At 69.1% G+C, this 20,060-nt stretch carries 19 protein-coding genes; 9 read left to right on the top strand and 10 right to left on the bottom strand.

Going from position 1 to position 20,060, the window contains the following annotated elements; translation table 11 throughout:
• Positions 1 to 122 precede the first annotated feature (122 nt).
• The 5 genes from sucD to zapE form a co-directional block, all read right to left on the bottom strand.
• Positions 123 to 1,007: a succinate--CoA ligase subunit alpha gene (sucD, locus tag ABL310_RS01550; protein ID WP_349369963.1), complete on the bottom strand. Its 885-nt coding sequence runs from the start codon at positions 1,005 to 1,007 to the stop codon at positions 123 to 125.
• 21 nt (positions 1,008 to 1,028) lie between these two features.
• Positions 1,029 to 2,225, bottom strand: a complete 1,197-nt coding sequence (sucC, locus tag ABL310_RS01545) for an ADP-forming succinate--CoA ligase subunit beta (protein ID WP_349369962.1) — start codon at positions 2,223 to 2,225, stop codon at positions 1,029 to 1,031.
• A 73-nt stretch (positions 2,226 to 2,298) separates the two neighbouring features.
• Entirely contained in the window at positions 2,299 to 3,261 is a 963-nt protein-coding gene (gene mdh, locus ABL310_RS01540; protein WP_349369961.1) for a malate dehydrogenase, read from the bottom strand.
• Positions 3,262 to 3,579: 318 nt separating this feature from the next.
• Positions 3,580 to 4,191 (bottom strand): TetR family transcriptional regulator, encoded by a 612-nt coding sequence (locus ABL310_RS01535; protein ID WP_349369960.1) that lies wholly within the window; start codon positions 4,189 to 4,191, stop codon positions 3,580 to 3,582.
• A gap of 43 nt (positions 4,192 to 4,234) precedes the next feature.
• Positions 4,235 to 5,440: a cell division protein ZapE gene (gene zapE / locus ABL310_RS01530; RefSeq protein ID WP_374730360.1), complete on the bottom strand. Its 1,206-nt coding sequence runs from the start codon at positions 5,438 to 5,440 to the stop codon at positions 4,235 to 4,237.
• A gap of 152 nt (positions 5,441 to 5,592) precedes the next feature.
• On the opposite strand from zapE, the gene ade reads away from it, so the two are divergent.
• From ade to ABL310_RS01505, 5 genes are all read left to right on the top strand, one after another.
• On the top strand, positions 5,593 to 7,308 hold the full coding sequence (gene ade, locus ABL310_RS01525) for an adenine deaminase (RefSeq protein ID WP_349369959.1): 1,716 nt from the start codon (positions 5,593 to 5,595) through the stop codon (positions 7,306 to 7,308).
• 223 nt (positions 7,309 to 7,531) lie between these two features.
• Complete coding sequence (gene rpsO / locus ABL310_RS01520; RefSeq protein WP_349369958.1) at positions 7,532 to 7,801, top strand: 30S ribosomal protein S15; 270 nt, start codon at positions 7,532 to 7,534, stop codon at positions 7,799 to 7,801.
• 240 nt (positions 7,802 to 8,041) lie between these two features.
• Positions 8,042 to 10,255 (top strand): polyribonucleotide nucleotidyltransferase, encoded by a 2,214-nt coding sequence (gene pnp, locus ABL310_RS01515; RefSeq protein ID WP_349369957.1) that lies wholly within the window; start codon positions 8,042 to 8,044, stop codon positions 10,253 to 10,255.
• Between the two features lie 160 nt (positions 10,256 to 10,415).
• Positions 10,416 to 11,474, top strand: coding sequence for an N-acetyltransferase (locus ABL310_RS01510; RefSeq protein WP_349369956.1), 1,059 nt, complete (start codon positions 10,416 to 10,418; stop codon positions 11,472 to 11,474).
• An 81-nt stretch (positions 11,475 to 11,555) separates the two neighbouring features.
• Positions 11,556 to 12,322 (top strand): IS5 family transposase gene (locus tag ABL310_RS01505; protein WP_349368304.1). Its coding sequence is split into 2 segments (ribosomal slippage): positions 11,556 to 11,865 and positions 11,865 to 12,322, totalling 768 coding nucleotides; the frame shifts between segments, so codons are not numbered across the junction.
• A 9-nt stretch (positions 12,323 to 12,331) separates the two neighbouring features.
• Here the strand turns inward: ABL310_RS01505 and ABL310_RS01500 are convergent.
• The gene (locus ABL310_RS01500; RefSeq protein WP_349369955.1) at positions 12,332 to 12,817 is read right to left on the bottom strand and encodes an ASCH domain-containing protein; all 486 of its coding nucleotides are present in this window, start codon (positions 12,815 to 12,817) and stop codon (positions 12,332 to 12,334) included.
• A gap of 137 nt (positions 12,818 to 12,954) precedes the next feature.
• Positions 12,955 to 13,299 carry a DUF1902 domain-containing protein gene (locus tag ABL310_RS01495; protein WP_349369954.1) on the bottom strand — a complete coding sequence of 115 codons (345 nt, stop codon included), beginning with the start codon at positions 13,297 to 13,299 and terminating at the stop codon, positions 12,955 to 12,957.
• Positions 13,300 to 13,310: 11 nt separating this feature from the next.
• On the opposite strand from ABL310_RS01495, the gene ABL310_RS01490 reads away from it, so the two are divergent.
• The 4 genes from ABL310_RS01490 (at position 13,311) to ABL310_RS01475 (ending at position 15,845) form a co-directional block, all read left to right on the top strand.
• A complete protein-coding gene (locus ABL310_RS01490) occupies positions 13,311 to 13,820 on the top strand; it encodes a GNAT family N-acetyltransferase (protein WP_349369953.1) in 510 nt (169 codons plus the stop codon).
• A 135-nt stretch (positions 13,821 to 13,955) separates the two neighbouring features.
• On the top strand, positions 13,956 to 14,492 hold the full coding sequence (gene ppa / locus ABL310_RS01485; protein WP_349369952.1) for an inorganic diphosphatase: 537 nt from the start codon (positions 13,956 to 13,958) through the stop codon (positions 14,490 to 14,492).
• A gap of 99 nt (positions 14,493 to 14,591) precedes the next feature.
• Positions 14,592 to 15,266 carry a DsbA family protein gene (locus ABL310_RS01480; RefSeq protein WP_349369951.1) on the top strand — a complete coding sequence of 225 codons (675 nt, stop codon included), beginning with the start codon at positions 14,592 to 14,594 and terminating at the stop codon, positions 15,264 to 15,266.
• Positions 15,267 to 15,284: 18 nt separating this feature from the next.
• Positions 15,285 to 15,845 (top strand): thioredoxin family protein, encoded by a 561-nt coding sequence (locus tag ABL310_RS01475; protein ID WP_349369950.1) that lies wholly within the window; start codon positions 15,285 to 15,287, stop codon positions 15,843 to 15,845.
• Between the two features lie 76 nt (positions 15,846 to 15,921).
• Here the strand turns inward: ABL310_RS01475 and ftsH are convergent, their stop codons facing one another.
• The 3 genes from ftsH to ybgF all read right to left on the bottom strand — a co-directional run bounded on the left by ftsH (position 15,922) and on the right by ybgF (position 19,972).
• Positions 15,922 to 17,850: an ATP-dependent zinc metalloprotease FtsH gene (gene ftsH / locus ABL310_RS01470; protein ID WP_349369949.1), complete on the bottom strand. Its 1,929-nt coding sequence runs from the start codon at positions 17,848 to 17,850 to the stop codon at positions 15,922 to 15,924.
• A 182-nt stretch (positions 17,851 to 18,032) separates the two neighbouring features.
• Complete coding sequence (gene tilS / locus ABL310_RS01465) at positions 18,033 to 19,046, bottom strand: tRNA lysidine(34) synthetase TilS (RefSeq protein WP_349369948.1); 1,014 nt, start codon at positions 19,044 to 19,046, stop codon at positions 18,033 to 18,035.
• Between the two features lie 11 nt (positions 19,047 to 19,057).
• Complete coding sequence (gene ybgF / locus ABL310_RS01460; RefSeq protein WP_349369947.1) at positions 19,058 to 19,972, bottom strand: tol-pal system protein YbgF; 915 nt, start codon at positions 19,970 to 19,972, stop codon at positions 19,058 to 19,060.
• Between the last annotated feature and the right edge of the window lie 88 nt (positions 19,973 to 20,060).

The following is a 20,060-nucleotide window of genomic DNA, read 5'->3' as shown; positions in this document are numbered from 1 at the left end:
GCCCCCGGCTCGGTCGATCCGGTCGCCCGATCGGGCCCCCCGTTCCGGATCGGGTGGAGGACGCGAATCCTATCGCGGCCTCCCTTCGCGCGACGTTAACCGTCGCATCCGTTCACGCGGCCTCAGCCCTTGAGGACCTCGACCAGCGTCTTGCCGATGCGGGCCGGGGACGGGGACACCTTGATGCCCGCCGCCTCCATGGCCGCGATCTTGTCCTCGGCGCCGCCCTTGCCGCCGGAGATGATGGCGCCGGCATGGCCCATGCGGCGGCCGGGAGGGGCGGTGCGGCCGGCGATGAAGCCGACCATCGGCTTCTTGCGCCCGCGCTTGGCCTCGTCCGCGAGGAACTGCGCCGCGTCCTCCTCGGCCGAGCCGCCGATCTCGCCGATCATGACGATCGACTCGGTCTTGTCGTCGGCGAGGAAGAGCTCGAGCATGTCGATGAACTCGGTGCCCTTGACCGGGTCGCCGCCGATGCCGACGGCGGTGGTCTGGCCCAGGCCCTCGTTCGAGGTCTGGAACACGGCCTCGTAGGTGAGCGTGCCGGAGCGCGAGACGATGCCCACCGAGCCCTTCCTGAAGATGTTGCCCGGCATGATGCCGATCTTCGATTCGCCGGCGGTGACCACGCCCGGGCAGTTCGGCCCGATGAGCCGCGACTTCGAGCCCGAGAGCGCGCGCTTCACCTTCACCATGTCGAGGACGGGGATGCCCTCGGTGATGCAGACGATGAGCGGGATCTCGGCGTCGACGGCCTCCAGGATCGCGTCCGCGGCGCCCGGGGGCGGCACGTAGATCACCGAGGCGTCGGCGCCGGTGGCCTCGCGGGCCTCCACGACCGTGTCGAAGACGGGCAGGCCCAGATGCGTCGAGCCGCCTTTACCGGGGCTCGTGCCGCCGACCATCTTGGTGCCGTAGGCGATGGCCTGCTCGGAATGAAAGGTCCCGTTCTTGCCGGTGAAGCCCTGGCAGATGACCTTGGTGTTGGCGTCGATGAGAATGGACATGAGAGTTCGGCGTCCTTCGGCTCACGCGCCGCGCACGGCGTTGACGATCTTCTGGGCGGCGTCGTCGAGGTCGTCGGCGGGGATGACGTTGAGGCCCGACGAGCGGATGATCTCCTTGCCTTCCTCGACGTTAGTGCCCTCGAGACGCACCACGAGCGGGACCTGCAGGCCCACCGCCTTCACCGCCGCGATCACGCCGCGCGCGATGACGTCGCACTTCATGATGCCGCCGAAGATGTTGACGAGGATGCCCTTCACGTTCGGGTCGGCGGTGATGATCTTGAAGGCCGCGGTGACCTTCTCCTCCGAGGCGCCGCCGCCGACATCGAGGAAGTTCGCCGGCTCCTCGCCGTATAGCTTGATGATGTCGAGCGTCGCCATCGCGAGGCCGGCGCCGTTGACCATGCAGCCGATCGTCCCGTCGAGGGCGATGTAGGCGAGGTCGTACTTCGACGCCTCGATCTCCTTGTCGTCCTCCTCCGTCAGGTCGCGCAGCTCGGCGACCTCGGGATGGCGGAACATCGCGTTCGAATCGAAGGAGACCTTCGCGTCGAGGCAGCGCAGCTGGCCGTCCTTGGTGACGATCAGCGGGTTGATCTCGAGCATCTCCATGTCCTTCTCGACGAAGGCCGCATAGAGCTTCTTCACGAGATCCGCCGCCTGCTTGGCGAGATCGCCCGAGAGGCCGAGCGCCTTCGCCACGGCGCGGCCGTGATGCGGCATCACGCCGGTGACGGGATCAACCGTGAGCGTGACGATCTTCTCGGGGGTCTTGTGCGCCACCTCCTCGATGTCCATCCCGCCTTCGGTCGAGACGACGAAGGCGACGAAACCGGTGGCGCGATCCACGAGAGCGGAGAGGTAGAACTCCTTCTCGATGTCCGAGCCGTCCTCGATGTAGAGGCGCCCGACCTGCTTGCCCTCGGGGCCGGTCTGGGCGGTGACGAGGGTCTTGCCCAGCATCTGGCGGGCGAATTCCTTCACCTCGTCGACGGACTTGGCGAGACGCACGCCGCCCTTCTCGCCGGCGTCGGCTTCCTTGAACTTGCCCTTGCCGCGCCCGCCGGCGTGGATCTGGCTCTTGACGACCCAGAGCGGGCCGCCGAGCTCGTTGGCGGCCGCCTCGGCCTCCTCGGGCTTGAAGATGGCGACGCCGCGCGAGACGGGCGCGCCGTACTCCTTGAGGATCGCCTTGCCCTGGTATTCGTGGATGTTCATGAGATCGGTCCACCCTCTCTCGGGATCGGAATGGTCAGCGGCGCTCCGGTCGGGAGCGCCGCGGGAGAACGCGTCAGGCCAGCGACGGCTCGATGCCCTTGCAGGCCTCGACCAGCGACTTCACGGAAGCCACCGACTTCTCGAACATCGCCTTCTCCTCCTCGGTGAAGGAGACCTCGACGACCTTCTCGACGCCGTTCGCGCCGATCACGATCGGCACGCCGACGAACATGTCGGAGACGCCGTACTGGCCGGTGAGGTGGGCGGCGCAGGGCAGCACGCGGCGCTTGTCCTTGAGGTAGCTCTCCGCCATGGCGATGGCGGAGGCCGCCGGCGCGTAATAGGCGGAGCCCGTCTTGAGCAGGTTGACGATCTCGCCGCCGCCCTTGCGGGTGCGCTCGACCATGGCGTCGAGCTTCTCCTGCGTGGTCCAGCCCATCGCCACGAGGTCGGGCAGCGGGATGCCGGCGACCGTCGAGTAGCGCACGAGCGGGCACATGTCGTCGCCGTGGCCGCCGAGCACGAAGGCCGTGACGTCCTCGACCGACACCTGGAACTCCTCGGCGAGGAAGTGGCGGAAGCGGGCCGAGTCGAGCACGCCGGCCATGCCGACGATCTTGTTGGCGGGCAGGCCCGAGAACTTCTGCAGCGCCCAGACCATGGCGTCGAGCGGGTTGGTGATGCAGATGACGAAGGCGTCGGGGCAATGGGCCTTGATGCCCTCGCCGACCGCGCGCATGACCTTGAGGTTGATGCCGAGCAGGTCGTCGCGGCTCATGCCCGGCTTGCGCGGCACGCCGGCGGTGACGATCACCACGTCGGCGCCGGCGATGTCGGCGTAGTCCTGCGTGCCCGTGTAGCCCGCGTCGAAGCCGTCCACCGGCGCGCTCTCGGCGATGTCGAGACCCTTGCCCTGCGGCACGCCCTCGGCGATGTCGAACAGGACCACGTCGCCAAGCTCCTTGAGGCCGACGAGGTGGGCGAGCGTGCCGCCGATCTGGCCGGCGCCGATGAGCGCGATCTTCTTGCGTGCCATGAGGGAAACGCCTTTTCGAGGGATGGACCGTGTGGATGCCGCGCGGGCGTCCTCGTCGCCCCCGTCGGCGGGTTCGGGTGCTTAAAGCCCAAGAGCCTTTCGCGTTCAACCCGTTGAAAACCCTAGGATCTCGGCTCGCGCAGCGCTTTGCGGACGGAGTCCGCGGGGGCGGGGCCCGGAAAAATCTCCGAAATTCAAGGGGTTCGCCTCCCGCGAGGGAAGCGCGCCGGCCCACGCGCAGGGGCGACGAAGGTCGAATTACAAGTGACGAGAAACGTCATTCGTTATGATTAAGGTTTTCCGAACCGCGCGCCGGCCTCAGACCCAGCCGGCGTGCAGGGCCCGCAGGGTCACGTTCAGCATGGTGTTCAGGCGTTGGTCGAGCACGGTCGCCGGCACCCGCACGTCGATGCGCACCATCACCGGGTTCACGAAGCGCTGCACGGCGTCGATGACGAAGGCCATGGCGCGCTCGCGATCCTTCGGCGCGAAGGTCTCGGTGGCGACGCCTTCCTCCAGGATGCGCTCGAGCAGCCGCAGCTGCCGGCCGCGATGCTTGCGGGCGATGCCGCGCGAGGCCTCCACCGCCGAGACGTAGACGTCGAACACCGCCGGGTTCTCCACCGCGCAGTCCCGATAGGCGCGGGCGATGGCGAGCACGAAGCGCTCGAGCTTGTCCTCCACCGGGTCCGGGCTGTCGACGATGTCGGCGAGCGCGTCCTCGACCTCGCGCAGCCATTGCCCGGCGACCGCGTCGATCAGGTCGGCCTTGGACGGGTAGTAGCGATAGACGTTGGCGTGCGTCATCCCCGCCTCCTCCGCCACCGCGGTGACGGTGAGGCGGCGCGCGCCGAAGCGCGCGAGATGGTCGGCGGCGATGCGCAGGAGGCGGACGTCGGTCGCGGTCTCGGGCAGCGGACGCGGCGGCACGGTTCGCACTCCCTGTTCCGCCGCGGGGCTCACGTCTCCGGGCTCACGTCTCGACCAGCCCCGTCGTGTCGTCCGAGGCCCGCGAATCGGGCCGGCCGTGCGGCAGGGACAGGTAATCCTCCGACGCCATCTCGATCAAGCGCGACACGGTCCGGTCGAACTCGAAGGCCTCGCGTCCCGTCGTGGCGGTGTAGAGCCCGTCCGGCGCCGCGGCGGCGGAGGCCAAGAGCTTCACCCGCTCGTCGTAGAGCGCGTCGATCAGCGTGATGAAGCGCTTGGCCTCGTTGCGCTTCGCCAGGTCCATGACCGGGATGCCCTCGATCATCACGGTGTGGAAGTCCCGCGCGATGGCGAGATAGTCGGAGGCGCCGAGCGGCTGCTCGCAGAGATCGGCGAAGCCGAAGCGCGCGACACCGGCCGCCGCCTGCGGCACCGCCACGGCGCGCCCCTTCACCGCGACCTCGATCCGCTCGCCCCTCGGGCGGCCGGTGAGCTTGCGGAAGGCGTCGTCGAGCGCGGCGCCGGCGGCGTCGTCCGCCGGCACGTGCCAGACCGGCGCGCCGGCGAGCTTCTCCAGCCGGAAGTCGGTGCGCGCATCGAGGCGCACGACGTCCATGTGCGCCTCGATCATGTCGATGAAGGGCAGGAAGAGCGCACGGTTGAGCCCGCCCTCGTAGAGCCGCTGCGGCTCGACGTTCGAGGTCGCCACCACGCTGACGCCTTCCGCGAAAAGCGCCTTGAACAGTCGCCCGAGGATCATGGCGTCGGCGATGTCGGTGACGGTGAACTCGTCGAAGCAGAGCACCCAGCTCTCCGCGGCGATGGCCTTCGCCGTCGGCGCGATCGGGTCGTCGCCCTTCACCTTGCCGGCCTTGAGGTCCTGCCGGTAGGCGTGGATGCGCCCGTGCACGTCGGCCATGAAGCTGTGGAAGTGCGCCCGGCGCTTGCGGCGCACGGGCAGCGCCTCGAAGAAGAGATCCATCAGCATGGTCTTGCCGCGCCCGACCGAGCCCCAGACGTAGAGGCCCTTGATCGGCGCGCGCGCCGTGCCCTTGCGGGCGAAGAGCCAGCCGAGCGGGCTCGCCTTGCGCGCGAGCCGCCGCTCGCCCAGCGCCACCGAGAGCGCATCGAGGCGGCGCAGGAGCGCCTTCTGCGCCGGATCGGGCTCGATCGCGCCCGCGGCGACGCGCTCCTGGTAGGCGCGGGACACCGGGCGCTGCGGATCGGGATGGGGACGGGGCGTGCTCACGAGGGCAAGCGTTTAGCGCCGTGCGGGGCGTTGAGCAATGCCCCGCGACCGCGCCCCGCCTTGCCCGCACGGCCGCGATCGCACAGACTCGCGTCCGTCTCTCGTCCACGACGCCGCCGCGCCTCCGGCCGGCCGACCACGGAGCTGCCCCGATGCCCTCGACCGAGATCCTCGCGCGCCGGATCGCCCAGGCGAGGGGGCGCGAGCCCGCCGATCTCGCGGTGAAGGGCGTGCGGCTCCTCGATCTCGTCACGGGCGACGTCACGGAGACCGACGTCGCGATCTGCGGGGACACGATCGTCGGCACCCACGGCGCCTATCGCGGGCGCGAGGAGATCGACGGGTCCGGGCTCTTCGCGGTCCCGGGCTTCGTCGACACGCATCTGCACATCGAGAGCTCGCTCGTCACGCCGGCCGAGTTCGAGCGCTGCGTGCTGCCGCGGGGCACGACGACGGCGATCTGCGATCCGCACGAGATCGCCAACGTGCTCGGCCGCGCCGGGATCGACTATTTCCTCGCGGCTTCCGAGGCGCTGGTCATGGACCTGCGCGTGCAGATCTCCTCCTGCGTGCCCGCGACCGACATGGAGACCGCCGGCGCCGTGCTCGAGGCCGGCGATCTCGCGCCCTATCGCGGCCATCCGCGCTCCATCGGGCTGGCCGAGTTCATGAACTATCCCGGCGTCGTCCACGCCGACCCGAAGGCGCTCGCCAAGCTCGCGCTCTTCGGCGAGGGCCGCATCGACGGGCACGCGCCGCTCCTCGGCGGGCTCGACCTCAACGCCTATCTCGCCGCCGGCATCGGCACCGACCACGAGGCGACGAGCTACGAAGAGGCGCGGGAGAAGATCACGAAGGGCATGCAGATCCTCATCCGCGAGGGCTCCGTCTCCAAGGACCTGCACGCGCTGGCGCCGCTGATCACGGCCGAGACCTGGGCGCGGCTCGCCTTCTGCACCGACGACCGCAACCCGCTCGAGATCCTGGAGGAGGGCCATATCGATTTCCTGGTGCGCACGGCGATCCGGCTCGGCGCGCGCCCGCTCGACGCCTATCGCGTGGCGAGCTGGTCGGCGGCGCTCGGCTTCGGGCTGCGCGATCGCGGCCTCGTCGCGCCGGGCTACCGGGCGGACGTCGTCCTCGTCTCCGATCTCGAGGCGTGCTCGGTGGAGCGGGTGATCGCCGCCGGCCGGCCGGTGACGCCGGCGCTGTTCGAGAACCGCACGCATCCCGCCCCCGTCGGCTACGGCTCGGTGAAGCGCGATCCCGTGACCGCGGCGGATTTCGCCGTACCCGGCGAGGCGGGCGAGAAGCGCGTCATCGGCGTCGTGCGCGATCGCATCATCACCGAGGCGCTCGTCCGTCCCGTGCCCGCGCGCGACGGCCTCCTCGTCGCCGACCCGGCCGCGGACGTCCTCAAGATCGCGGTGCTCGCCCGCCACGGGGTCAACGCCAATATCGGGCGCGGCTTCGTCTCCGGCTTCGGGCTGCCGGCGGGCGCGCTCGCGAGCTCGATCGGCCACGACGCGCACAACGTCTGCGTCGTCGGCGCGAACGACGCGGACATGGCGGCGGCGGTCAACCACCTCATCGCGATCCAGGGCGGGCTCGTCGCCGTGCGCGACGGGGGGATCCTGGGCGAGCTCCCGCTCCCCGTCGCGGGGCTGATGAGCGACCGGCCGTTCGAGGAGGTGGCCGAGCGGCTGACCGCCCTGCGCGAGGCGGTGGCCGGCCTGGGCTGCGCCCTGCCCGAGCCCTTCCTGCAGCTCGCCTTCCTGCCCCTGCCGGTGATCCCGCACCTGAAGATCACCGATCGCGGCCTCGTCGACGTCGACGTCTTCCGCGTCGTCGACCTCGCAGCGCCCTGACGCTGCTCCGCATTCGGACTGGCGTTCCCGAAAAATTCGTCTATGGTCCGCGCCGTTCGCTTCGCTTTCGGAGCGGGCCGGACGCGCACGACCTCGCTGGACGACATCCCGGCCAGGCCGCGTCGCGGACGCCAAGAGCCGAAGAGCCGCCGAAGAGCCGCCGACACGCCACTCCCGGCGACCGGCGCCGCGGCTCACCACATGCCAACCAAGAGGACAGACGATGTCGATCACGCAGGAGCGCAAGGCCGCGCTCATCAAGGAATACGCGCAGAAGGACGGCGACACCGGCTCGCCGGAGGTCCAGGTGGCGATCCTCACGGAGCGCATCACCAACCTGACCGAGCACTTCAAGTCGCACGCGAAGGACAACCATTCCCGTCGCGGGCTCCTGAAGCTGGTCTCCCAGCGCCGTTCTCTGCTCGACTACCTCAAGCGCGGCGACGAGGCGCGGTATCGCAGCCTCATCGAGCGCCTCGGCATCCGCCGCTGACCTTTCGTCGGGCGCTCGGGTCGACCCGGGCGCCCGACGCTTTCGCCCCGCCGATCCCGGATCGGAAAGGGGCCACCGGAACGGAAACGGGATGCGTCCCGCGCGTTCCGCCATCGCCCGGTCGATGACCATGGACAGGATCGCCGGGGGCTCCCTCTCGAGGGAGGGGAGCCCCCGGCAATCTTGCCCATGGCGTCGCGCGGGCCGCACGACCGCATGCAGGCAAGAGAGACAAGACGCATGTTCGACATTCAACGCGAAGAGCTGATCTGGGCCGGCCGCAAGCTCGTCCTCGAGACCGGCAAGATGGCGCGCCAGGCCGACGGGGCCGTGGTCGCGACCTATGGCGAGACCACCGTTCTCGCGACCGTCGTCGCCGCCAAGGAGCCCAAGCCCGGCGTCGACTTCATGCCGCTCACGGTGAACTACCAGGAGCGCACCTACGCCGCCGGCCGCATCCCGGGCGGCTACTTCAAGCGCGAGGGCCGCCCGACGGAGAAGGAGACGCTGGTCTCCCGCCTGATCGACCGCCCGATCCGCCCGCTCTTCCTCGACGGCTGGCGCAACGACACGCAGGTGATCGTGACCGTGCTCTCGCACGATCTCGAGAACGACCCGGACGTCGTCGCCATGGTCGCCGCCTCCGCGGCGCTGACGCTGTCGGGCGTGCCCTTCACGGGCCCGGTCGGCGCGGCGCGCGTCGGCTGGATCAACAACGGCTACGTGCTGAACCCGACGCTCGCCGAGATGGAGGACTTCGCCCTCGACCTCGTCGTCGCCGGCACGCAGGACGCGGTGCTGATGGTCGAGTCCGAGGCGCGCGAGCTCCCCGAGGACGTGATGCTCGGCGCCGTGATGTTCGGCCACAAGCACTTCCAGCCGGTGATCGACGCCATCATCCGTCTCGCCGAGAAGGCCGCCAAGGAGCCGCGCGACTTCTCCTCGCCGGACCGCGAGGAGGTGATCGCCGCCGTTCTCGAGGTCGCGGGCGACGACCTGCGCGAGGCCTACAAGATCACCGACAAGCAGGCGCGCTACGCCGCCGTCGACGCCGCCAAGGCCAAGGTCGTGGCCGCGCTCGTGCCGGCGGAGGGCGAGGCCCGCTTCGAGGCGGAGGCCGTCAAGGGCGCCTTCAAGGAGGCCCAGGCCAAGGTCGTGCGCTGGAACATCCTCGACACCGGCTCGCGCATCGACGGCCGCGACACCAAGACGGTCCGCCCGATCGTGGCGGAGGTCGGCGTGCTGCCGCGCACCCACGGCTCGGCTCTGTTCACCCGCGGCGAGACGCAGGCGCTCGTCGTTGCGACGCTCGGCACCGGCGAGGACGAGCAGTTCATCGACCAGCTGGAGGGGACCCGCAAGGAGAGCTTCCTGCTGCACTACAACTTCCCGCCCTTCTCGGTGGGCGAGACGGGCCGCATCGGCTCGCCGGGCCGCCGCGAGATCGGCCACGGCAAGCTCGCCTGGCGCGCGCTCCATCCGATGCTCCCGCCGGCGCACGAGTTCCCCTACACGCTGCGCGTCGTCTCCGAGATCACCGAGTCGAACGGCTCGTCCTCGATGGCGACCGTCTGCGGCGCCTCGCTGTCGCTGATGGACGCGGGCGTGCCGCTGCGCCGTCCCGTGGCGGGCATCGCCATGGGCCTCATCCTCGAGGGCGAGCGCTTCGCGGTTCTGTCGGACATCCTCGGCGACGAGGACCATCTCGGCGACATGGACTTCAAGGTCGCGGGCACCGAGACGGGCGTCACCTCGCTGCAGATGGACATCAAGATCGCCGGCATCACCGAGGAGATCATGAAGATCGCCCTCGACCAGGCCAAGGGCGGTCGCGAGCACATCCTCGACGAGATGTCGAAGGCGCTGACCGCGCCGCGCGCCGAGCTCGGCGAGTACGCCCCGCGCATCGAGGTGATGCAGATCCCCACCGACAAGATCCGCGAGGTCATCGGCACCGGCGGCAAGATCATCCGCGAGATCGTGGAGAAGACCGGCGCCAAGGTGAACATCGAGGACGACGGCACGGTGAAGATCGCCTCCTCGGACGGCGCCTCGATCAAGGCGGCCTACAACTGGATCCGCTCCATCGTGGCCGAGCCGGAGCCCGGCGCGGTCTACGACGGCAAGGTCGTCAAGGTGATGGAGTTCGGCGCCTTCGTGAACTTCTTCGGTTCGCGCGACGGCCTCGTCCACATCTCCGAGCTCGCGCCCCAGCGCGTCGCCACGGTCAAGGACGTGGTGAAGGAGGGCGACACCGTGAAGGTGAAGTTCCTCGGCACCGACGACCGCGGCAAGGTCCGCCTCTCGATGAAGGCCGTCGACCAGGCCACCGGCGAGGACATCTCCAAGAAGCGCGCTGAAGGCGGCGAGGGCGGCGAGCCCGAGCCGGCCGAAGCCGGCGCCGGCAACGGCGACGGCCGCCCGCGCCGCCGCGGCGGCCGCCGCGGGGAGTGAGGACGGGCCGGGGCGGTGGTGCGCCGCCCCGCGTCGTCTGTGAGATTGGGAAGCGCGGTCCTTCGGGGCCGCGCTTTTTTGTGGAGTTTGGCGTGAAGCGATCTCTCTTGCGTTCCACGCGTGTAATCGCCATGCTCATGCTCGACGTTGGAGCGATTCGATGCCTGGCACCCTTCAGCTGAAAGCCTTGAGCGACATTGATTTGGACGATCCCTTTTTCGACTCTTTGAAAAATCAGTATGGTGAGTTTCCGCAATGGTTCGCTGGCAAGGCTGCTTCGGGTGAACAAGCCTACGTGATCTACGACGAGGGTGTCGACGAGCTCCGCGGCTTCCTTTATCTCAAGCTGGAAGACGGACCCGTAACGGATGTGCAGCCACCACTACCTGCGGCACGGCGGATCAAGGTCGGCACCTTCAAAATCGTTGCACACGGGACAAAGCTCGGCGAGCGCGCGGTAAAGAAGATCTTTGACCACGCGATAGCTTCTGAAGCAGAACAAATCTACGTGACTGCTTTTCCGACACACAAGCCTTTGCTCCGACTGCTAGAGCGGTATGGCTTTGAAGAACGTGGAAATAAAATCACGCCGAACGGCGAGGAAATTGTCCTCGTCAAGGAGCTTACAGACTCCTCGGATGAGCTTGTTGAAAGATACCCGATCATTAGACAGGAATCTGGCCGCTGCTTTCTTTTAGCGATATACCCCGAGTTCCACACGCAGCTTTTTCCAGACTCAATCCTTGTTACCGAGCCCCCCGATATTCTGTCCGATGTTTCTCATACGAATACCATTCATAAGGTTTATGTCGCAGGGCTCCCACTAACAATGATGAAAAAAGGCGACGCCGTTGTAATCTATCGCACGACAGACAAGGGTGGACGGGCGCGTTACAGGTCGGTAGCGACTTCGGTCTGTGTCGTTGAAGAAACGAGAAGCAGGCGTGATTTCGCGAACGTTCAAGAATTTGTCGACTACTGCCTTCCTCATAGCGTGTTCTCAGAAGAAGAGCTCCGAGAGCGGTTCAATAGCACCAAAAGGCTTTTTACTGTCAGAATGACCTATAATATTGCGTTTCCGAAGCGCCCCAACCGGGACAGGCTGCTCGACGTCGTAGGCTTGACCGACCCCCCACGATTTCAGTTTCGCCGCATCACAGACGGCGAGTTCAGACATATCCTCGAACTTGCTGAGGTTCCCGCCCGACTTCTGGCTTAGGCTCTGGCCCCATAAACGGCAAAGCGGATTTGATCGCTCGAGCGTAGGATGATTCAACCTTCCTGATCGAGGGAGGATTCGATGCGCCGCCATGAGCTGACCGACGAGGAATGGGCGATCATCCAGCCGCTTCTGCCGAACAAGGTGCGCGGCGTGCCCCGGGTGGACGACAGGCGGGTGATCAACGGGATCGTCTGGCGCTTCCGGACGGGTGCGCCCTGGCGCGACGTGCCCGAGCGCTACGGCCCGCGCACGACGCTCTACAACCGCTTCGTCCGATGGCGGAAAGCAGGCGTCTGGGACCGAATTCTGGACGCCGTCTCAGAGGCTTACGACGGCGACATCGTGATGATCGACAGCTCCTGCGTCCGCGTCCACCAGCACGGGGCCGCGGGAAAAAGGGGGATTCGGAGGCCGCCGGAGATGGTCGCATGGGACGTTCCCGCGGCGGCCTGACGACCAAGATCCACGCCCTCGTCGATGCGGAAGGGCGGCCGGTTCGCCTCCTGCTCACCGCAGGGCAGGCAAACGACGCACCGGCCTGCGAGCAGCTCCTTCCGCTCGTCGCGAAAGACGCCATCCTGATCGCCGACCGCGCCTACGACACGAACGCGATCCGCGCGACGGTGACCGAACGCGGCGCCTGGGCGAACATCCCGCCCCGCGCGATCCGAAAGGGCAGCTTCCCGTTCAGCTCCTGGCTCTACCGCCAGCGAAACCTCGTTGAGCGCTTCTTCAATCGCATCAAGCACTTCCGCGGCCTCGCCACGCGCTACGACCGCTCGCCCGACAACTTCCTCGCCGCGCTCAAGCTCGCCGCGATCCGGATTTGGCTTGCCGCGAAATGAGTCCGCATCCTAGGCGCACCCGGCTTTGACGCAGCTACCGCTCTCCGAAAAATCGAAAGCCATTTGTCTCGGATCATCAAAGCCGGCATCTGGCAAGCTATGGCTCAACTCGCGAGGAAGATACATGAACGCCTGTGGTGGAGTAATACCACGAAGCAGCAGCTGTTCGCGCTCAATAGGCACCGGCATCCGGCAAGGTTGTTCAAGCCGGATCGCGAAAGCAGTCTGTGATGGACTCAAGTAATTCACGAGAGCGCTCTTGTCGATTAAAATCGCGTCTCCATAACGCTCCAGGAGACGATCGACACCCAGAATTTCCACACCCGCAATCCGAGCGGTGCCTATAATTGCACCTATCGGCTTCGTCGCATAGATAAACATAGTTCCCCCGACCGTTTCCCTCAGCGGGTAGCGACGGCGCACCTCAACATGTTTCCGCCCAGAAAGTATCGCGTCAGCATAGATCGGGTGAATGCTAAAAAGGACATCGCGCACTTTGTTAGCCCACCTCTGAATGGTCGATAAGGACGCTATACAATTAGCTTGAACTCATCTGCGCATCAAGAGCATACGCATGGCTCTCAGGGAACATACAGAAAACTACGATAATGCTTGGCCGATTGTGCTAAGCGTCAGGGTATATAGCCCCGCTGCCTCGGATCGGAAATCGGCTCACCCTCCGCCCCGTTCTCCTCGATCAGGTCCGCCACCATCCCCGGCAGCCGGGCGATGAGCGCGTCGTGGCTCGCGGCCTCGCGGCAGAGGCCGGGGATCGCGCTGTGCTCGACGGTCCTGACGTCGGATCGTCGTCGAAAGCGGCCTCGATCAGGACGAGACGGCTTCGCATGGGAGGTGCTCCGGACCGACCGGCGGTCAGGATAGCCTCGGCCCGGCCCATGCGCGAAGCGCGAGCCCGCGCCCGTGCGTCGCAACGCCTCCTTCGAAAGCGGCTCTTCCCAGCCGCGGCGAGCCGTCATAAGCTTCTCCCATGAGCGAGCTCGTCACAGGCATCCGACACGCCAAGCCCGCCGACGCCGCCGCGATCTCGAAGGTCTTCGACGCGGCCTGGCGGGAAGCGTATACCGGCATCATCCCCGGCGTCACGCTGGAGCGGATGATCCAGCGGCGCGGCCCGCGCTGGTGGGCCTTCTCGCTGCGCCGCGGCCGTCCGCTCGCCGTGCTCGACGTCGACAAGAAGATCGTCGGATACGCCTCCTACGGCCGCTGCCGCGACCGCATGCTCAAGGCGGACGGGGAGATCGACGAGCTCTACCTCGCCCCGGAATACCAGGGGCTCGGCTTCGGCCGGCGTCTGTTCCGGGCGGTGATGAACGACCTGCACCATCGCGGCGCGCGCTCCGTGGCGATCTGGTCGCTCGCGGACAACGAGCGCGCCTGCGCCTTCTACGAAGGGCTGGGCGGGCGCGTCATCGCCGAGAGCCGCGAGCGGCTCGGCTCCGATTCGCTGCCGAAGAAGGCGTTCCTTTTCACCCGCTGAGGCGCTCGCAGCGGGGTCGGGCGAGAGGGTCGGGCGAAAGTCGTTCTTGTGCGTTGCGGCATTGACCGCTACCAACCCCACGAAGCCAGGGGCCGCCCGCTTGCGGCCGCGCAAAGGCCTTGAGGAGACAACTTTATGCGCATCGATGCTGTTTCCGTGGGTAAGAACCCGCCGCACGAGGTGAACGTCGTCATCGAGGTGCCGATCGGCGGCGAGCCGATCAAGTACGAGCTCGACAAGGCCGCCGGAACGCTGGTCGTCGACCGCTTCCTCTATACGTCGATGCGCTATCCCGGAAATTACGGCTTCGTCCCGCACACCCTCTCCGACGACGGCGACCCCGTCGACGTGCTCGTCGCCAACACCCGCGCCATCGTGCCCGGCGCGATCATCGCCGTGCGGCCCGTCGGCGTGCTGATCATGGAGGACGAGGCGGGGCAGGACGAGAAGATCATCGCCGTGCCCACGACGAAGCTCACGCGCCGCTACGAGAGCGTGAAGACGATCGCCGACATGCCGGACATCACGCTCAAGCAGATCGAGCACTTCTTCGCGCACTACAAGGACCTCGAGCCCGGCAAGTGGGTGAAGATCGTCCGCTGGGGCGACGCCGAGGAGGCGCTGGAGATGGTCACCCGCGCCATCGAGCGCGCGAGGAAGGATCAGGGCTGATCCGCACGCGCGTTCGCCCGCGTTCGCCCGCGGGGTTCGCAGGGGCGGCCGACGCGCCTATCTGAGTGGGAGACGCGCGTCCCCTACCCGGAGCCCCGCATGCCAGACCCCACCCGGCCCGTCCTCGTCGTCGCCACCGATCCGCTCTGCGGATGGTGCTACGGCTTCGGGCCGCCCCTGCGCCGCCTGCGCGAACGCTTCGCCGACGCCGCCACCTTCGACGTCGCCATGGGCGGGCTCGTCACCGGCGGGCGCGAGCGCATGATCGGGCTCGACGCGCCCTATCTGATGCGCGGCCTCCAGGCGATCTACGCCCGCACCGGCGTGAAGGCCGGGCCCGCCTTCTTCGAGCGCGTGCTGGAGCCCGGGCGCTGGGTCTCGCGCTCGGAACCCGCCTGCCGCGCCGCCCGGGTGGCCCGCGAGATGGCAGGCCCCGAGGCCGGGCTCGACGTCGCCTTCGGCCTCGGCGAGGCGCTCTACGGCGAGGGGCGCACGCCCGACGACCCGCGCACCGTGCGCCGTGTGGCGCGCGCCGCCGGCCTCGACCCGGACGCCCTGGAGGAGCGCTGGAGCGCGCCGGAGGCCTTCGCCGAGACGATCGCCATGTTCGACGCCGCGCGCCGGCGCGGCGTGACGAGCTATCCCACGCTCTATCGCGAGACGCCGGAGGGCGCACTCCACGAGATCTTCGCCGGCTTTCTGCCTGCGGATGCCGCCGTCGCGGCTGTGGAGGAGGCGCTCGCCACCGCCGATCGAACCCCGCACGAGACCTGACAGGCAAGGAGAGACGCCATGGCCGCGACCGAGACCCCGATCTGCGACTTCGGCTGGAAGGCCCCCGACTTCCGCCTCCCCGCCGCCACCGACGGGCGTGAGATCGCGCTGGCGGACATCGCCGGCGAGAGGGGCACGCTCGTCATGTTCCTGGCGAATCACTGCCCCTACGTGAAGGCGGTCATCGACCGCATCATCCGCGACGCGGCGGAGCTGAAGGCGCTCCGGATCGGCGTCGTCGCCATCTCCTCCAACGACGCCGAGACCTATCCCGAGGACGGGCCGATGGCGATGAAGCGCGTCGCCGAGGAGAAGGGCTTCCCCTTCCCCTATCTCTACGACGAGAGCCAGGAGGTGGCGCGCGCCTACGGCGCCGTGTGCACGCCGGACTTCTTCGGCTTCGACGCGACGGGCGGCCTGCAATATCGCGGCCGCCTCGACGCCTCGCGCAGCCAGGCCGGCGCGCCCGGCCTGCGCCGGGAGCTCTACGAGGCGATGCGCCAGGTCGCCGAGACGGGCGCGGGCCCGCGCGAGCAGATCCCCTCGATCGGCTGCTCGATCAAGTGGAAGACGGCCTGAGCGCCACGCGGCAGGTCCGGAATCGAGAACGCCCGCCTTTCGGCGGGCGTCGTCGCATTTCGGGACGGATCCGGCGTCAGCCCTGGGGCTGCGGCTCCAGGCCGCCGGCGCCGGGCTCGTCGCGCGGCGGGCGCGGCTTGCCGGCGACGGGGACCGTGACGCCACGCACCGGCTGGGCCGGCTCGGACGCGTCGCGCGAGGGGCGCTTGCCCTCGATCAGGTCGCGGATCTCCTGGCCGGTCAGCGTCTCGTACTCGAGCAGGCCCTTGGCCAGCGTCTCGAGCTGGTCGCGCTTCTCGGTGAGGATGCGACGCGCCTCCGTGAGGCCGCCGTCGACGAAGCGGCGCACCTCGGCGTCGATCGTCTGCGCGGTCGCCTCGGAGATGTGAGCCTGCCGGCCCATCTGCATGCCGAGGAACGGGTCGTCGTTGTTGTCGCCGTAGGCGACGGTCCCGATCTCGTCGGAGAAGCCCCAGCGGGTCACCATCATCTTGGCGAGGCGGGTCGCCTGGTCGATGTCGGACTGGGCGCCGGAGGTCACCTTGTCCTTGCCGAAGATGATTTCCTCGGCGACGCGACCGCCCATCATGATGGCGAGGCGGGACGTCATCTGCTCGAAGGACATGGACAGCTTGTCCCGCTCGGGGAGCTGCATGACCATGCCGAGCGCCCGCCCGCGGGGGATGATGGTCGCCTTGTGGACGGGGTCGGTCGCGGGCACGTTGAGCGCGACGATGGCGTGGCCGGCCTCGTGATAGGCGGTGAGCCGCTTCTCGTCGTCGGTCATGACGAGGGTGCGGCGCTCCGCGCCCATCATCACCTTGTCCTTGGCGTCCTCGAATTCCTGCATCGTGACGATGCGCTTGCCGCGCCGCGCCGCGAGCAGAGCCGCCTCGTTGACGAGGTTCATCAGGTCCGCGCCCGAGAAGCCGGGCGTGCCGCGGGCGATGACGCGGATGTCGACGTCGGGCGCGAGCGGCACCTTGCGCACGTGAACCTTGAGGATCTTCTCGCGGCCGGTGACGTCCGGGTTGGGCACAACGATCTGACGGTCGAAGCGGCCGGGCCGCAGCAGCGCCGGATCGAGCACGTCGGGGCGGTTCGTCGCGGCGATGATGATGACGCCCTCGTTGGCCTCGAAGCCGTCCATCTCGACGAGGAGCTGGTTGAGCGTCTGCTCGCGCTCGTCGTTGCCGCCGCCGAGGCCGGCGCCGCGGTGACGGCCCACCGCATCGATCTCGTCGATGAAGATGATGCAGGGCGAGTTCTTCTTCGCCTGCTCGAACATGTCGCGCACGCGGCTCGCGCCGACGCCGACGAACATCTCGACGAAGTCGGAGCCCGAGATCGTGAAGAACGGAACGTTCGCCTCGCCCGCCACCGCGCGGGCCGTGAGCGTCTTGCCGGTGCCCGGAGGGCCGACGAGCAGCACGCCGCGCGGGATGCGCCCGCCGAGGCGCTGGAACTTCTGCGGATCGCGCAGGAACTCGACGATCTCCTGGAGATCCTCCTTGGCCTCGTCGATGCCGGCGACGTCGTCGAAGGTGACGCGCCCGTGCGCCTCCGTCAGCAGCTTGGCCTTCGACTTGCCGAAGCCCATGGCGCGGCCCGCGCCGGACTGCATCTGGCGCGACAGGAAGATCCAGGCGGCGATGAAGATCAGGATCGGCAGCCAGTTGATCAGGAGCGCGATGAACCAGGGCGTGTTGTCCTGGGGCGGGCGCGCGTTGATCTGCACGCCGTTCTCCTGCAGCGTCGGGACGAGCGTGGCGTCCTCGGGCGCGTAGGTGGAGAAGGCCGTGCCGTCCTGGTAGACGCCGGTGACCTCGTTGCCGGAAATGGTGACGGACGAGATGCGGCCCGACTCGGCGGCCGTCAGCAGCTGGCTGTAGGCGATCTCGCGACCCTGGACGCGCTGGCTCGGCGACTGGAACAGCGTCACGAGCGCGAGCACCAGCAGGAAGATGATGACCCACAGGGCGAAGTTTCTGAAGTTCGGGTTCATCGCGGTCCGTTCGTCGCCGGGCTGTGTGCGTGCCGCTCTTCGGCGGGCCTGCCGCGAGCCCTCGCCCGACAGGAGACGCTCGCAAGCCTCAATCTAGGTGCGCGCGTCTTGCGTGCCAAGTGGAACCGGCCGCAGGAGGGCGCTCCTGCGGCATTTCTGCGCCCTCGCGACGCGGGTCCGGGTCAGCGATGCCGCCGCGGCGGCTCGGGCGCGACGCGGATGCGGCCCCCGGCGGCGTCGACGAGGGCGCCCGCGAGAGTCGCCCGGAAGGGCGCGTTCGCGTCGAGCGCCGGGGCGAGCCGCGCCCACAGAGCTTCGAGACGCAGCAAACGATCGTAGCCGACGCCGCCGCCCGCCTCGCGCAACGCGCGGGCGAGGACGCGCAGGGCGATCTCCTCCGGCTCGGCGCGCAGGAGCCCTGCGTCGAGGAGAAGCGGGGCCTCGCCGATCCGGATACGCGCGAAGGCCGCCTCCGTCGCGGCCTCGAGGGCGTCGTCGGCGCGGGCGGCGCGACCGGCGAGGCGGGCGAGCCGCGCGGCGTCGAGCCCCTCGGCCGCCAGCAGCGGGGCGATTCCGCGCAGGCGCGCCCGGGCGAAGCGCGCGGCCGCGTTGGACGGGTCCTCGACGTGGGGCCAGCCCCGCGCCCGGCAGGTGGCGACGAGGCGGGCCTTCGGCAGGTCGAGGAAGGGCCGCGCCAGCACGAGGCCGTCGAGGTCGGCGCGGGCGCGCATGCCCGCGAGCCCGGCGATGCCGGAGCCGGCGGCGAGGCGCATGAGGACGGTCTCGGCCTGGTCGTCGCGGTGATGCGCGGTGGCGAGGGCGCCGGCGCCGATCTCCCGGGCATGGACCGCGAGGAGGGCGTAGCGCGCCGCGCGGGCGGCGTCCTGGAGGCCGGCATGCGGCTTTTCGCCCGTCCAGGCGAGGGTCCGATGCGGCAGGCCGGCGTCGCGGGCCCATCGGGCGACGGTCTCGGCCTCGGCGGCGGAGCCCTCGCGCAGGCCGTGATCGACGGTGGCGACGGACAGGCGCGCGCCGGCGTCGCGGGCGAGCGGCGCGGCGAGACGCATCAGCGCGACGGAATCGGGGCCGCCGGAGACGGCGAGGAGAAGGCCGGTCTCGGCGCGCTCGGCGAGGAGCGGCGCGAGGCGCGCATTCGCCTCGGCGTCCGAGAGCGGCGCGTCTTCACGCTCCCCCATGGCGGGGCGCCTCAGGCGCAGGAGGCGCGCCGGCGCTCGCGCTCCACCGCCTCGCGCACCGGCAAGGCGGCGTCGTCGTAGCGGCGCGTCAGCTCGGAGAAGGTGGCGCAGGCCTGCTCGCGGGCGCCGAGCTCGATCAGCGAGGTGCCGAGCTTGAGCATGGCCTCGGGCGCCTTGGCGCTCTCCTCGTGCTCGGTCGCGACCTTCAGGAACTGCTCGGCCGCCTCGCGATGGCGGCCGCGCTGGGCGTAGGTCTCGCCGAGCCAGAAGGTCGCCTCCGGCACCAGCGCGTCGCGCGGATGCGACTGGAGGAACTGGCGAAAGCCCATCTCGGCGCGCTCGTACTGGCGCTGCAGCAGGTAGGCGTAGGCGCTCTCGTAGTCGAAGCGCGGGTCCTCGGTGCCGGTGGCGGCGATGGAGGGGCCGGTGCGCGGCTCCACCGAGGGGAGGGGCGCCTCGCCGCGCAGGATCGCGGCGATGTCGAGCGGCGCGCCGCCGCCCTCCGGCGGAGGCGCCTCGACGCCGGCCAGCGGCGCGGAGGGCGTCGTCGTGCCGAGCGGCTGCGGCGCGCCGGCCGCCGAGGGGCTCGCCGTCGGGTCGAACGCGTCGGAGCGCTGCCCCGTCGCGTCCTGGCCCGGCGGCGGAAGGGTCGAGGGCGGCGCGCCGAGCTCGTCGAAGCGGAAGTCGACGTCCTGCTGCAGGCGCGAGAGCTGGTCGCGCAGCTGCCGGTTCTCGAACTGCAGCTCCTCGACCTGGCCGGAGAGGCTGCGCACCGTCTCCTCGAGCTGGTTGAGACGCAGCACGATCTCGCTCGCGCTCTGCGCGCGCGCGCCGGGCGCGACGGCGAGGAGGCCGGCGACGAGACCGGTGAGGCACAGGGCCGCGAGGGCGAAGGCGCGCGCGGGAACGGGGGGGGCGAATCGCATCGGGATGGAAGGCCGATCTGTGGGGAGTGGCTCGTTCGATACCACAGACGGCGGCGGGGGCCAAAATGTGGCGGGTCGGCCCCCGCTC

The sequence above is a fragment of the Salinarimonas sp. genome (assembly GCF_040111675.1).
GTDB lineage: Bacteria > Pseudomonadota > Alphaproteobacteria > Rhizobiales > Beijerinckiaceae > Salinarimonas.
The sequence above is the reverse complement of the archived record's forward strand: the minus strand, read 5'-3'. Positions and strand labels throughout refer to the sequence as shown.

What these genes read in the sequence shown, in the direction of transcription:
- ABL310_RS01495 (WP_349369954.1), bottom strand. Translation starts at nt 13,299, where the DNA reads ATGACGGCTCGCCGCGGCTGGGAAGAGCCGCTTTCGAAGGAGGCGTTG.
- ABL310_RS01475 (WP_349369950.1), top strand. Translation starts at nt 15,285, where the DNA reads ATGGCCGCGACCGAGACCCCGATCTGCGACTTCGGCTGGAAGGCCCCC.
- rpsO (WP_349369958.1), top strand. Translation starts at nt 7,532, where the DNA reads ATGTCGATCACGCAGGAGCGCAAGGCCGCGCTCATCAAGGAATACGCG.
- pnp (WP_349369957.1), top strand. Translation starts at nt 8,042, where the DNA reads ATGTTCGACATTCAACGCGAAGAGCTGATCTGGGCCGGCCGCAAGCTC.
- ABL310_RS01510 (WP_349369956.1), top strand. Translation starts at nt 10,416, where the DNA reads ATGCCTGGCACCCTTCAGCTGAAAGCCTTGAGCGACATTGATTTGGAC.
- ABL310_RS01480 (WP_349369951.1), top strand. Translation starts at nt 14,592, where the DNA reads ATGCCAGACCCCACCCGGCCCGTCCTCGTCGTCGCCACCGATCCGCTC.
- ftsH (WP_349369949.1), bottom strand. Translation starts at nt 17,850, where the DNA reads ATGAACCCGAACTTCAGAAACTTCGCCCTGTGGGTCATCATCTTCCTG.
- ybgF (WP_349369947.1), bottom strand. Translation starts at nt 19,972, where the DNA reads ATGCGATTCGCCCCCCCCGTTCCCGCGCGCGCCTTCGCCCTCGCGGCC.
- mdh (WP_349369961.1), bottom strand. Translation starts at nt 3,261, where the DNA reads ATGGCACGCAAGAAGATCGCGCTCATCGGCGCCGGCCAGATCGGCGGC.
- ade (WP_349369959.1), top strand. Translation starts at nt 5,593, where the DNA reads ATGCCCTCGACCGAGATCCTCGCGCGCCGGATCGCCCAGGCGAGGGGG.
- ABL310_RS01490 (WP_349369953.1), top strand. Translation starts at nt 13,311, where the DNA reads ATGAGCGAGCTCGTCACAGGCATCCGACACGCCAAGCCCGCCGACGCC.
- tilS (WP_349369948.1), bottom strand. Translation starts at nt 19,046, where the DNA reads ATGGGGGAGCGTGAAGACGCGCCGCTCTCGGACGCCGAGGCGAATGCG.
- sucC (WP_349369962.1), bottom strand. Translation starts at nt 2,225, where the DNA reads ATGAACATCCACGAATACCAGGGCAAGGCGATCCTCAAGGAGTACGGC.
- ppa (WP_349369952.1), top strand. Translation starts at nt 13,956, where the DNA reads ATGCGCATCGATGCTGTTTCCGTGGGTAAGAACCCGCCGCACGAGGTG.
- sucD (WP_349369963.1), bottom strand. Translation starts at nt 1,007, where the DNA reads ATGTCCATTCTCATCGACGCCAACACCAAGGTCATCTGCCAGGGCTTC.